The 12,457-nt window shown below is 43.1% G+C and carries 11 protein-coding genes and 2 pseudogenes; 2 read left to right on the forward strand and 11 right to left on the reverse strand.

Going from position 1 to position 12,457, the window contains the following annotated elements; genetic code table 11:
* The 8 genes and pseudogenes from IM322_RS23810 to radA form a co-directional block, all read right to left on the reverse strand.
* Positions 1–103 (reverse strand): annotated as a pseudogene (locus tag IM322_RS23810) (Uma2 family endonuclease); the annotation flags it as partial.
* A gap of 237 nt (positions 104–340) precedes the next feature.
* On the reverse strand, positions 341–1,270 hold the full coding sequence (locus IM322_RS20020) for a lysylphosphatidylglycerol synthase transmembrane domain-containing protein (RefSeq protein ID WP_287675847.1): 930 nt from the start codon (positions 1,268–1,270) through the stop codon (positions 341–343).
* Positions 1,263–1,721 (reverse strand): DUF29 domain-containing protein, encoded by a 459-nt coding sequence (locus IM322_RS20025; RefSeq protein ID WP_287675854.1) that lies wholly within the window; start codon positions 1,719–1,721, stop codon positions 1,263–1,265. Before IM322_RS20025 ends, IM322_RS20020 begins: the two co-directional genes overlap by 8 nt.
* Positions 1,722–1,733: 12 nt before the next feature.
* Entirely contained in the window at positions 1,734–2,189 is a 456-nt protein-coding gene (locus IM322_RS20030; protein WP_287675855.1) for a DUF29 domain-containing protein, read from the reverse strand.
* Between the two features lie 11 nt (positions 2,190–2,200).
* On the reverse strand, positions 2,201–2,656 hold the full coding sequence (locus IM322_RS20035) for a DUF29 domain-containing protein (protein WP_287675856.1): 456 nt from the start codon (positions 2,654–2,656) through the stop codon (positions 2,201–2,203).
* 30 nt (positions 2,657–2,686) lie between these two features.
* Positions 2,687–3,124: a DUF29 domain-containing protein gene (locus IM322_RS20040; protein WP_287675857.1), complete on the reverse strand. Its 438-nt coding sequence runs from the start codon at positions 3,122–3,124 to the stop codon at positions 2,687–2,689.
* 72 nt (positions 3,125–3,196) lie between these two features.
* Positions 3,197–3,298: a cytochrome b6-f complex subunit PetL gene (petL, locus tag IM322_RS20045; RefSeq protein WP_002752397.1), complete on the reverse strand. Its 102-nt coding sequence runs from the start codon at positions 3,296–3,298 to the stop codon at positions 3,197–3,199.
* A gap of 45 nt (positions 3,299–3,343) precedes the next feature.
* Positions 3,344–4,870 carry a DNA repair protein RadA gene (gene radA / locus IM322_RS20050; protein ID WP_149986179.1) on the reverse strand — a complete coding sequence of 509 codons (1,527 nt, stop codon included), beginning with the start codon at positions 4,868–4,870 and terminating at the stop codon, positions 3,344–3,346.
* 233 nt (positions 4,871–5,103) lie between these two features.
* Here radA and rpaB point away from each other — a divergent pair, with 233 nt between their 5' ends.
* Together rpaB and IM322_RS20060 are read left to right on the forward strand one after the other, a co-directional pair.
* A complete protein-coding gene (rpaB, locus tag IM322_RS20055) occupies positions 5,104–5,832 on the forward strand; it encodes a response regulator transcription factor RpaB (RefSeq protein WP_002781934.1) in 729 nt (242 codons plus the stop codon).
* A gap of 9 nt (positions 5,833–5,841) precedes the next feature.
* Positions 5,842–6,483, forward strand: coding sequence for a cofactor assembly of complex C subunit B (locus tag IM322_RS20060; protein WP_287675859.1), 642 nt, complete (start codon positions 5,842–5,844; stop codon positions 6,481–6,483).
* 373 nt (positions 6,484–6,856) lie between these two features.
* On the opposite strand, the gene IM322_RS20065 is transcribed toward IM322_RS20060, so the two are convergent.
* The 3 genes and pseudogenes from IM322_RS20065 to IM322_RS20075 all read right to left on the reverse strand — a co-directional run.
* On the reverse strand, positions 6,857–9,508 hold the full coding sequence (locus IM322_RS20065; protein WP_287675860.1) for a DNA methyltransferase: 2,652 nt from the start codon (positions 9,506–9,508) through the stop codon (positions 6,857–6,859).
* A gap of 31 nt (positions 9,509–9,539) precedes the next feature.
* Positions 9,540–12,173 (reverse strand): cyanophycin synthetase, encoded by a 2,634-nt coding sequence (gene cphA, locus IM322_RS20070; protein ID WP_287675861.1) that lies wholly within the window; start codon positions 12,171–12,173, stop codon positions 9,540–9,542.
* 59 nt (positions 12,174–12,232) lie between these two features.
* A pseudogene (locus IM322_RS20075) lies at positions 12,233–12,457 on the reverse strand (hypothetical protein); the annotation flags it as partial.

A 12,457-nucleotide genomic window follows, 5' to 3' on the forward strand; every position in this document is an offset into this window, starting at 1 on the left:
AAATTAAGTCTGTGGGGGGTGGGGTGGGTTCCCAGAAGTCCTCGAAATCTTCTTCTATCAGTGCCGGAGAGGTGGCAGTTTCGTCGCTTTTGGCAATCGTCATTTTTTCGGCCTCTCTAGGTGGGAGTATCCATGTTTTTGCTGATTATTGATCCTATGTTACATCAGAATTTGGGAGTCAGGAGATAGATTTTAGTAGTTGAGAAAATTATCTTCGGTTAACAATGATCAAAACTTTTCTTCTGGGTGCGTTACATTGGGCTAACACAACCGACTAATACTAAAAAGGAGCAATAGATAATCAGTTTTTAATAACCAGATTTAGTATAATATCCTTAAGCTAACCAAAAAACTTGGCTTTATCTTTAACTAATTTTGTCCCGATTCCGGCGGCAATGACTTCAGAGAGAATGCTAATTAAACGATAGATAGCAACGGTGATAAGTACGTTGGCGGCGGGAAATTTTTCTGCGTCTAAAAGTGCGATTACTGTGGCTTCAAAAACTCCTAATCCTCCCGGCGCACCGGGGACAACTAAACCCAATAACCAAGCAAAACTAAAGGTTCCTAAGAGGGGTAAAATCTGAGCGGGGGTAATGATTTTTAATACCATCCAAGCTAAAATAAAACCTGCACCGCGCCACAATAAAAATCCAGTTTCACCCAGGAGAGGTATAAGAGGATATTTAGTTAGATAAACCGGTTCTTGAGCAATCTTTTTCTTTTGGCTAAGGATTTTCAGAGGATAATTTAAAAATTTGGGATGAATGCCGATTAAAATTAATCCTAAAACTAATATCTGTATCCCTAGACTTGAGCTAGATTTCATCCAACCTAAACCACTACCAATAACTGCTATGGCTAAGGCTGCACACACCAGCAATAAAAGTTCTAATACAACGCTTAAACTAGCGGTTCCCCAATCACTTCCTGCTTTATTAATTGCCACAATGCGAGCATAAAAGTGGCCGATATTACCGGGTAGATATTTTCCTAAATTGGTAATCATATAGATGCCAATTCCTGTGGAGGGTTTAATCGGTTGTTGATAGCTTTTGAGTATCCATGTCCACACCCATCCTGCCCAAATTTGAGCGATAATGGTGGTGACAAGTGCCAAGAAAAGAAATAACCAGCCGTGATTTTCAATTCTAACTGAGGTGACGTTATCCCAGTTATTTTTAAGGTTACTGAGAACAAAAAATAAGGTTCCCCCAATAATCAGCCAACGTAGAAACTTTTTCAGCATTTCGTTTTTTCCTTTATTCATTTTCTGGAGGAAACCAATTGAGATCGAGCAGATTTTCTAAACTGTAGGGACATTCCCCAGGAAAACTAACTTTATTATCGGTTTTTTCTCTAACATAATTTAAAGCTTTCTGGTAAATACGAGGTAATTCTTTAGTGAGATAATTGCGGAGATTAGTAGTTAAATAAGTGTCGATCTGGTTTTTGAAATTGACGATTTCTGAACGCCAATGACTACGATTATATGTTCTTTCCTCTGTCCAAAACTGTAATAATAAACAATCTCTAATAATTTGCTCTAATAAACTAGCAACACGAAACTTTTTTTCGTTTCCCAAGTCTTCTAATTCCTCGATTAAGTTTTCTAAGTCTAAAGCGTCAAATCTCTTCGCTTTTAAGAGTTCTATAGTTTCTTCCAACCAGAGAGAATCATCAATTTCGTAGAGAGTTTTTAAGTCGGTAATAACAGTCATTTTTTATCTCCTTTATTCGTAATGTGGTAGCCAATTAGGATCGAGAAGTTCTTCTAAACTGTAGGGACAAGTATTGGGAAAGTTGACTTGATTGTTGGTCTTTTTTCTCACATAACGGATTGCCTTCTGATAAATATTATCAAATTCCTGTTCTAAATATTTCCGTAAACTTGCCGTTAGGTAGGTATTTAATTGATCTTGAAAATTTACCAGTTCTGACTCCCAATGACTTTGATTATATTCTCTTTCCTTTGTCCAAAATTGCAGTAACAAAGCATGACGAATAATTTGCTGTAAAAAACTAGCAACACGAAACTTTTTTTCGCTGCCCAAGTCTTCTAACTCCTCGATTAAATTCTCTAAATCTAAAGTGTCAAATCTTCTCGCTTTCAAGAGTTCGACGGTTTCTTCTAACCAGAGAGAATCATCAATTTCGTAGAGAGTTTTTAAGTCGGGAATAACAGTCATTATCATCTCCTTTATTCGTAAGGTGGTAGCCAATTAGGATCGAGAAGTTCTTCTAAACTGTAGGGACAAGTATCAGGGAAAGTAACTTTATTCTTTGTCTTTTTCCGCACAAAGAAAACTGCATCTTCATAAATGTTAGTTAATTCATTTTGTAAATAATTACGGAGATTGGTGGTTAAGCCTCTTTTTAGCTGAATTTGAAAGTTGACTATTTCTAACTCCCAGTGATCCTGATTATATTCTCTTTCACTTGTCCAAAACTGTAGGAGTAAAAAATGTCTAATAATTTGCTCTAATAAACTGGCAACACGAAACTTTTTTTCGTTTCCCAAATCTTCTAACTCCTCGATTAAATTGTCTAAATCTAACGCTTCAAAATTTTTAGCCTTGAGCAGTTCTATGGTTTCTTCTAACCAGAGGGAATCATCAATTTCGTAGAGAATTTTTAAGTCGGTAATAACAGTCATTTTTTATCTCCTTTATTCGTAACGTGGTAGTCAATTAGGATCGAGAAGTTCTTCTAAACTGTAGGGACAGGTATCAGGAAGGTTGACTTTATTATCGTTTTTTTGACGAACGTATCGCAGGGACTCAAAGTAAATTTGCTCAAATTCCTGTTCTAGATATTGACGAAGATTTGTAGTTAAATAGCGCTTTAACTGATATTGAAAACTTATTATCTCTGCTTGCCAATGAGCCTGATTATATTCTCTTTCGCTTATCCAAAATTGCAGTAACAAAGCATGACGAATAATTTGCTGTAAAAAACTAGCCACACGAAACTTCTTCTCGTTTCCCAAATCTTCTAACTCCTCGATTAAATTGTCTAAATCTAAAGCGTCAAAATTTTTAGCCTTGAGCAGTTCTATAGTTTCTTCTAACCAGAGAGAATCATCAATTTCGTAGAGAGTTTTTAAGTCGGGAATAACAGTCATTTTTTATTTCCCCTAGAATTGGCAATAGTGACCAGTTAAACCGATCACTACAGCTTTTTCACTGTTTAGATACTAGATAATTTTAGCGGAGCGCAGACCGAAAAAGAGACCGAGGGCAATTCCGGTAAAAACGATCAGATAACCCGCCAAAGCAGCAACAGCTAACACAGACATGGTGAAAATCTCCCAAGTAATTTAATCTTTTTTAGCATTGTACCGTTATTCTTGCCCTTCCCCTTCCTCGTCTTCTATATCTTCCCCAAAGCGCTGCTGGGGGGGGATTGCGGCGACAATTGCCTCGATTACCTTGCCGACTGGAACAATTTCTAAGCCCACATCTTCGGGATAAACTTGACCTCTGGGGACAATCGCCCGTTTAAAGCCCAATTTAGCCGCTTCTTTTAATCTTAGTTCCATTTGCGACACTAGGCGCACTTGTCCGCCTAATCCCACTTCCCCGATTAAGACTGTACGCGGATCCACGACTCGATCGCGAAAACTGGCGACAACAGCGATCGCAACTCCCAGATCCGCCGCCGGTTCTTCCACTCCCAACCCTCCTGCGGAGGCAACATAGGCATCTAATTTCGATAAAGGAATACCGACGCGCTTTTCTAAAACGGCGAGAATTTGCTGTAATCGGTTGTATTCTATGCCCGTGGTCGATCTTCGGGGGGAAGCGTAGCTGGTGGGGCTAACTAATGCCTGTAACTCCACCACAATCGGGCGTGTACCTTCACAGGCTACCACCGTCGCCGTACCGGGGGAAAATTCGTCGCGATTGCCTAAAAACAATTCCGAGGGGTTTTCCACTTCCACCAAACCGTGATCCACCATCTCGAAAATACCGATTTCATGGGTTGCCCCAAAACGGTTTTTCACGGATCTTAAGAGACGATGGGAGGCATAGCGATCGCCTTCAAAATATAACACCGTATCGACCAAATGTTCCAAAACTCGCGGACCGGCGATCGCCCCTTCTTTAGTCACATGACCGACAATTAATAAAGTAATATTCTCCCGTTTTGCCACCTGCATCAAGGCGGAGGTACATTCGCGAACTTGGGCGACAGATCCCGGTGCGGAAGTTAACGCCCCAAAATAAAGAGTTTGAATACTGTCAATTACCGCCACCTGTGGGCGTAGAGATTCTAATTCTCGCAAAATTTCCTCTAAATCGGTTTCTGGCAGAACATAGAGATGATTATCGAGTTCTGAGGTTGATTCAGAGGCTTTTTTCTCCTTGCCATTGCCATTATTTTCCGACTCCACGGCAACCACTCCCACCCCCAAACGGGCAGCCCGCAGTTTAATCTGTTGTCCCGATTCTTCGGCGGAAACGTAGAGGATGCGCGGTAATCTTTGGGCGAGTTGGTTGGTAACTTGCAGTAAAAGCGTCGATTTGCCGATGCCCGGATCGCCGCCGATTAGTACAAGAGAACCGGGGACGATGCCACCACCGAGGACGCGATCAAATTCCCCGTAACCGGAGGGAAAACGTTCCTGTTCATACTGGGTAATTTCCGAGAAGCGAACCGAGATGCGCGGTTGGGGGTTGCGTTGCCCTTTGCCGTTATTTGGGCGACTATTTTGCCATCCTGGGCGATTTACCGCCGGATTATTGCCACCAGCCACCACTTGTTCTTCTAAAGTCCCGTAGGTGTCACAACTGGGGCATTTTCCCAACCATTGGGGAGATTCCGCCCCACAAGCGCTACAGATATATATTGTTCGCGATTTCGCCATGTTTTTTAAGAAAAGTTGCAGAAAAGCGGTTTGGGGATCAATTCTCTTGTCAAATTTAATTAAGTATGATATATGGGAAGCAAGACCCTAAAGTTATTGATAATTGCCATAAAAGAAATAAAATAGGAAATTTAGGCTTAATGATAACGGCAAAAGGATATTCTATAAACAGGAACGCTCGTTATTTAACTTTAAAATTCATCACACTATTTAACTAAGGAGTGTTAAGTCAGTTGGAGAACCAGAAGGAAAAAATTCTCGTTGTTGATGATGAAGCCAGCATCCGTCGTATCTTAGAGACTCGTTTGTCGATGATTGGTTATGAAGTCGTCACCGCCGCCGACGGAGAGGAAGCTTTAGAAACCTTCCGAACCGCTGAACCCGATTTAGTGGTTTTGGATGTGATGATGCCGAAATTAGACGGTTACGGTGTCTGTCAGGAACTCCGCAAAGAATCGGATATTCCTATCATTATGTTAACGGCTTTGGGGGATGTGGCCGATCGAATTACCGGGCTAGAATTGGGCGCGGATGACTATGTAGTTAAACCTTTTTCTCCCAAAGAACTCGAAGCGCGGATTCGTTCGGTGTTGCGTCGGGTAGAGAAAAATGGCGCCCCGGGGATTCCCAGTTCTGGTGTGATTCATATCGGTTCAATTAAAATCGATACCAATAAACGCCAAGTTTATAAGGGGGATGAACGCATCCGTCTGACCGGTATGGAATTTAGTTTACTAGAATTATTGGTCAGTCGATCGGGAGAAGCTTTTTCGCGCTCGGAAATCCTTCAGGAAGTTTGGGGTTATACCCCCGAACGTCATGTGGATACGCGGGTGGTAGATGTGCATATTTCCCGTTTACGAGCCAAATTAGAGGATGATCCCAGCAATCCTGAGTTAATTCTCACCGCTAGAGGTACAGGCTATCTTTTTCAACGTATTCTAGAACCAGACGAGGAATAGTTCTCAGCTATGGCACAAGCTGATCCCAATCGTATTTTAAGACTGTTACCCCTGTTCGCCGGCATCGTCGGGGGTACGGTATTAATGTTTAATCGTTTTGCCACTGCCGATTTAACCCCATCGCAAGCGCGTTCCGATGTGATGGGAGTGATTTTGAGTGGGGTTTTAATTTTGGTGGGTTTAATCTGGCAAAGAGTTCAACCCCGCTTACCGGATGCTGTGGAATTAATCGGGCGCGAAGGACTGGAATTTGCCCCAGATTTGCCAGAAGCGGTTAAAATTGAGCTTGCTTGGGCTTCCCATTTACTTTTAACTAACACCGTGACAAAATCTCTGATCGTTTATTATCGGGGAGAAGTTTTATTACGTCGCGGTATCCTAAGGGAGAATTCTGAAGTTAAAGTTAGTAATATTATCAAAAGAGTTTTAGAAACTGGTAAAGCCGTTTATTTAGTTAATTTAAATTTATATCCCGCTAAAATCGAGTTTGACTATTTGCCAGAAAACACCCAAGGCTTAATCTGTCAACCCATCGGTAAGGAAGGGGTGTTAATTTTGGCGGCAAATGCGCCGCGCAGTTATACTAAACAAGATGAAATTTGGATCGAGGGAATTGCTGATAAATTAGCCGACACTTTCAGTCAGTTTTAGGCGATTTCAGTAAGATTTAAGAATTTGGTTCAGATGAGAGTAGGCAATTAGCGTTCGACAGCAGTTATCTCAATGGCGAGATAGCTAGGGTCTGCTGAAAAAGTTTTTCGTGGGGGCAGGGTGTGGGGTGTGGGGTGTAGGGTGTAGGGTTTTACCGATTTTGAGGTAGTCAGTTACCTAATTTTCAGGGAAAAAGTCCCGGAATTTTACCCCCGATCACTCCCAGGTCCGGCACTTTTTGAGGGAAAAAAAGTCTAAAAGCCTTATCCAACAAAGTTTTTAGATTTATTCAGCAAGCCCTAGGGATACTTTGCTGGCGATCGAAGCTTTTAAAAATCGTTGACTGATGCCAAGCTGAATATTTTCTGGAATTTTATTCCTCTCCAGAGACTTCCAATAACTCTGCCAGTGAATTATCTTCAATTTCTATCTCGTCAATTGTATCATCAGTTAAGCCCAACTCTTTCTTGGCGAACACGCGCCTTGCACGACGATCAAGAATTTTAATAATATTGGTTCTATCTTGTTTAATTGCATCAATGTCTTCTTTTTGTATCAACACCATATAGTATCTCGATACTTCCATCATTCGATAAGCATACTGAAAAGCGTCTCTAGTAAATTCACCAGTAGTCACAATCATAACTACGTCAGACCCCGTTACGAAGGTCATACCAACTTCTTTGGCTAATACTTCTACATCTACTCGCTTTGTATTTTTACACTGAATTTGCCAACGATGATAAACAAAGCGGTCTGATGCTGCCAGAACATCTACTTCACCCTGTCCAGTTTCATAGTCTCTTTTCCGCCATTTTGTGAATCTAAGACTGGTGAGACGAATCATCCAAATCGCCAGCAGTTCAAGAGCTTTACCTTTAATATGTTTATCGGGATTATCTAGGTCATTAACAACATCTTCAAAACTTCGATTTAGCTCCGTTTGGGAGATTTCTGTAATATCGGATATAGATTGTAATAATCTAGATAACAGTTCTAGCTGTGATTTCTCAGTAAGCTTGACAAGATTAGGTTTCGCTCCTCGTCCACCGGTTGTTTTCTCAGTTGCAATTAAGCCGACTTTTACTAAAGGTTGAATAATATCCTGAACAAAAGATTTCGAGGGGAATCGGATTTTATAAACACTGGTGGCGTATCTGGTAATTTTATTCCACTCGGTTAGCTCAGTAATCGCCATCTGAAGCATAGCCAGTAAAAAATATTTTTGTTCGGAACTAAGAGTATAAAGCTCGTCAATATAGTCTCGATCGAGTTCTAATAGATCATAGACTCGATCCCAGTTAATCTCGTAACTTTTCTCTAGGACTTTGGCTTCTTGTAACCATTGTCTCATGGTACTAACATAAGTACAATTGGTCGAGAGTGAATACCCCATTTCTTGAAGTTCGTAAGCGATGATTTCTAGCTGGGGTTTATCTCCCCTGCTATTAATCGCTTCTATGGCTTTTATTAGGGACATTCCAGTTAGGTTAACAAGAATATGGCGAGCAAAAATTGTGAAAACTGTCTCACTATCTTGTTGATTGTCTAATATTTCATTAGCGATATCCGTGAGTCGATACTGCCAATCATCACCATCAATTGATTCAACCAACTTATAAGCACGAAGGGAAAGAAATGTATTCATGGCAAGTTTGCCACGATTCTCTCCTTTCTGTAGATCGTTTTGGCTGGAATGACCAGCATAATAACGTTTAGCAATCTCATCCTGAAGCACTCGACGATCGGGAAGACAATCAGAACAAAGTTGTACTAATTCAGATACTTGAAATTGCTTAGGAGAAAACTGGTCGCCGTAGGTAAATCTGATGATTTTTTTGTCTGTCATACTATCATCGCTTGCAGGAAACAAATCCAACTGAACAAAAGGTTTTTGATTATCCATTGTTAAGCTTTTGTCAGGATAATCATTAGCCAGTTCTAAGGCTCGTGCTTTAAGAGTTTTTCTATCCTTTATAGGCGCTACGACTAAAGGAGCATCTTGTTCAAATCGAAACTGCGACGCTATCATATAATCTTCATTTAATTCAAACGCTAACCAACGACGCTCAAGGGTTTCAGCTACTCGTCCTGTCATGTTTGAACCAGCAAAAGGATCGAGAACTAAATCCCCAGGCTCAGTACAGAGACTAATAACAAATTCGGGTAAAGCTTGCGGAAATCTAGCAGGATGGGGTTTCACCCCTTCTTCCTTACATCTTCTTTGATAGTAATCATTAGATGCCGTGTTAGAAGCAGATATAACATTTACTGGCTGCCCTAAATCATTCTCTAAAATCCAGTTGAACTCTCCTAGGACTGGACTACCTATAGATGCGCCTCTTTCCTGAATAGAATCAGTAATAATATTTGGGGGAATAGCTCCTCCTCGGTCATTCTGAAATTTAGTGGAAATATCATGTCCTGACGGGCGCAGTTTGGCCTCATAACCATTTTTAATCAGGTTTTTCATTGCCTCGCTATAAGGGCGTAAAACTCTCTTGTTGTTGGCTTTCGGGTGCGGCTCCTTCGATAACCACCAAACGGTATTGACAGCATCCTTGACGCGTTCCCTCCTGACTGTCACCCATTCTGCGGGGGTAGGAAGTTTGGCTGGATTATACCAAAAAAGTTCTTGGGCGAGAAAAAAACCTAGTCCACCTTCTAATCTCGGTTTACAAAGTTCTATAACTAACTCGAAATGATACAGAGAACGGACGGGAAAACCTTTAAGCCAACTACCACCAATATCTATAACTAGGGAGCCTTTGGGCTTGAGAATACGATAAAATTCACCAGCAAATATTTTAAACCATTCAACGTAATCATCAGCGTCCACATTGCCATATTCTTTTTTTCTTACTAAGGCAAAGGGTGGGGAAGTACAAATCAAATCGACACTCTCATCCGGCAACTCCCCCATCAGAGTCAGGCTATTACCCAAATAAGCGGAACCAAGCCGAGTCTCATAATAGGGATTTCGGCTGATTTTGATTAAACTATCGTACTCAGTAACAATTGGCACTACTTTATTTTCTAGCTATTTTTCCTAACTTCTAACCCTGATTATCGGTCAGGGGTCGATGTTTCTCGATCAAATCGATCGCCTGGGTGACACTTTCCGGGAAAATTACCACTAAACCCCCCTCAGAAACCGTGCTTAAAGCCTTCTCTAAAGCCTCCGTTTCATCGAGAATCACTTCCGGACGCATACTGGCATTTTCTTGGCTAATTCCCCTGAGAATTAAATCGGCCACTTCCCCCCGTCGGCGACCGCGAGTATCGTTATCTTCCTTGACAATAATTCGATCGAACATTTGGGCCGATAATTTCCCTAATAAAATTAAATCATCATCGCGTCGATCGCCAGGTCCCCCAACCACGCCGACTTTTTCCCCGGACCAATTGCCGACAAAACCGCCGACGGCTTCGTATCCGGCGGGATTATGGGCATAATCGATTAAAGCGTGATGGTGTCCCAAGTCAAACAGGTTCATCCTGCCGGGGGTCTGGGCCACGGAAGGTTTAAAAGTTCGGACCCCTTGGCGAATTAACTCGATATCGATACCCTGCACAAAAGTCGCTAAACAGGCGGCCAAGGCGTTAGCAATCATAAAAGGAGCCATTCCCTGCATAGTCACGGGAATATTGACCGCTTCCTCGATTCTCAGCGTCCATTCTCCCTCTAGAATCGACAGATAGCCATTCTCATAAATGGCGGCCATGCCACCGCGACGGATATGGTCGTGAATAATCGGGTTATCGGGACTCATGGAAAAATAAGCGACTCTTCCCTTCACTTTTTCGGCCATACTAACGGTCAAAGGGTCATCGGCATTTAAGACCGCGTAACCCTCGGCGCTAACCACCTCGGCCACAACGCTTTTTACCTTCGCCATCTGTTCGATGGTGTCGATATCACCGATACCCAAATGGTCGGCGGCCACATTTAACACCACTCCCACATCGCACTGATTAAAGGCTAAACCCGATCGCAGGATACCACCCCGGGCCGTTTCTAACACGGCAATCTCGACCGTGGGCTCCTTCAAAATCATACTGGCACTGTAGGGACCGGTGTTATCGCCCTTTTCTACCAGATAATCATCGATATATACCCCGTCCGTCGTGGTAAATCCGACTACTTTCCCCGTTTGTCGGCAAATATGAGAAATTAAGCGGCTAGTGGTGGTTTTGCCGTTAGTTCCCGTAATCGCCAGAATTGGCACGCGACTGGGAGTCCCGGGGGGGAATAACATATCGATAACTGGGGCGGCGATATTGCGGGGTAAACCGCGACTAGGGGCGACGTGCATCCGAAAACCGGGGGCAGCGTTGACTTCTACGATTACCCCGTCCACTTCTTTCAGGGGTTTGCGGATATCATCTGTCACCACATCGATACCGGCAATGTCCAAACCGATTAATTTTGCCACTCTTTGGGCGATCCAGACGTTTTCGGGGTGAATTTCGTCGGTACGATCCACGGCGATGCCGCCGGTGCTTAAATTAGCGGTGGCCCGCAGATAGGCGATCGCACCTTGTTCTAAAATGCTGGTTAATTCATAGCCCTGTTTTCCTAGCACATTAAGGGCGGTTTTGTCAATGGTTATTTTAGTTAAAACGTTGGCATGACCGTCACCCCGGTTGGGATCCTGATTAGTAATTTCGATTAATTCTTCTATAGTTGAGCGCCCATCACCGACGACGTGAGCGGGGATCCGTTCGGCCACGGCGGCAACTTTGCCATTGATGACTAAAATTCGGTGATCACTGCCTTTATAGTACCTTTCTACGATCACACTGCGGGTTTTCGAGGCGGCACTGGCTAGATCATAGGCTTCCTCTGCTTCCTGTTGATTTTTAACATCGATGCTGATGCCGCGGCCGTGGTTGCCATCGAGGGGTTTAATCACGATGGGAAATCCTCCCACTTCCTCGATTGCCGCTGGCAATTCATCCAAGTATTGAATCACCGTACCCCGGGGGACTGGAATCCCTCCATCCTTGAGGATAGTTTTCGTGCCTTCCTTGTCACAGGCCAACTCAACGGCTAAAATCCCCGAAAAACTGCTTAAAGTGGCTTGAATGCGCTTTTGGTGAACGCCATAGCCCAATTGCACCATGGAACGAGCGCTCAGGAGTAACCAGGGGATATTTCTAGCTTGTGCTTCTTTGACGATGGTTTCGGTACTCGGACCAAGGGCGGCATTATTGCATAAATCGCGTAAATCGGCTAAATCCTGGGCCAATTCTTCCTTAGAATAGGTTCCCGTATCGACAAGGGATTGACACAAACGCACGGCGGCCCGACCTGCATAACGTCCCGCTTGCTCGTCAACGTACTCAAATACCACGTTATAGACTCCGGGGGTGGAGGTGGCTCTAGTGCGACCAAACCCGACGGGAGTTCCCGCCAGTTCCTGCAATTCTAGGGCGATATGTTCGATAATGTGGCCCATATAAGTCCCGGTGCGGACTCGTTCAAAGAAACCGCCGCGATAACCGGGGGAGCAGTAATGTTCGACTAAACTGGGGAGAACGTCGATTAATCCCTCGTAAAAGCCTGGGATTTCATTCGATGGCTTCTCTGCGAGATCTTCGAGATCTAGGCGCATAACAATGATCTTGTCGCGACGAATACTCCAGTAGTTGGGACCGCGCAGGGTTTGGGTTCTGAGAATTTTCATTGAAAAACTGGGTCTGAAACCCCGCCCTTTAGCGATAGCGGAGGGCGGCTTTATATTAGTTAGCGAGAAACAATTAAACCGTTAGAACGACGAATTAACTGAATCTTGCTAACAGCTATCTGTCCCAATCGTTGACCATTGGCATCGCTTACAGATAGCTGTTTTTCGGTATCTCCACTAACATAACCAATTCCTTTGGGAGAAGAAACTAAATCTCCTTTACGGAACCCATGTCTTGTGGTAGAGCCACCATATTTACGTCGTTTACCACCTTTAGAAAAAAC

This window comes from Microcystis sp. M109S1 (assembly GCF_020247025.1).
Taxonomy (GTDB): Bacteria; Cyanobacteriota; Cyanobacteriia; order Cyanobacteriales; family Microcystaceae; genus Microcystis.

Bases quoted from the DNA above. Each gene is read 5' to 3' on its own strand.
- IM322_RS20035 (WP_287675856.1), bottom strand. From the start codon at position 2,656: ATGACTGTTATTACCGACTTAAAAATTCTCTACGAAATTGATGATTCC.
- IM322_RS20060 (WP_287675859.1), top strand. From the start codon at position 5,842: ATGGCACAAGCTGATCCCAATCGTATTTTAAGACTGTTACCCCTGTTC.
- IM322_RS20020 (WP_287675847.1), bottom strand. From the start codon at position 1,270: ATGAATAAAGGAAAAAACGAAATGCTGAAAAAGTTTCTACGTTGGCTG.
- IM322_RS20025 (WP_287675854.1), bottom strand. From the start codon at position 1,721: ATGACTGTTATTACCGACTTAAAAACTCTCTACGAAATTGATGATTCT.
- cphA (WP_287675861.1), bottom strand. From the start codon at position 12,173: ATGAAAATTCTCAGAACCCAAACCCTGCGCGGTCCCAACTACTGGAGT.
- IM322_RS20040 (WP_287675857.1), bottom strand. From the start codon at position 3,124: ATGACTGTTATTCCCGACTTAAAAACTCTCTACGAAATTGATGATTCT.
- radA (WP_149986179.1), bottom strand. From the start codon at position 4,870: ATGGCGAAATCGCGAACAATATATATCTGTAGCGCTTGTGGGGCGGAA.
- petL (WP_002752397.1), bottom strand. From the start codon at position 3,298: ATGTCTGTGTTAGCTGTTGCTGCTTTGGCGGGTTATCTGATCGTTTTT.
- IM322_RS20030 (WP_287675855.1), bottom strand. From the start codon at position 2,189: ATGACTGTTATTCCCGACTTAAAAACTCTCTACGAAATTGATGATTCT.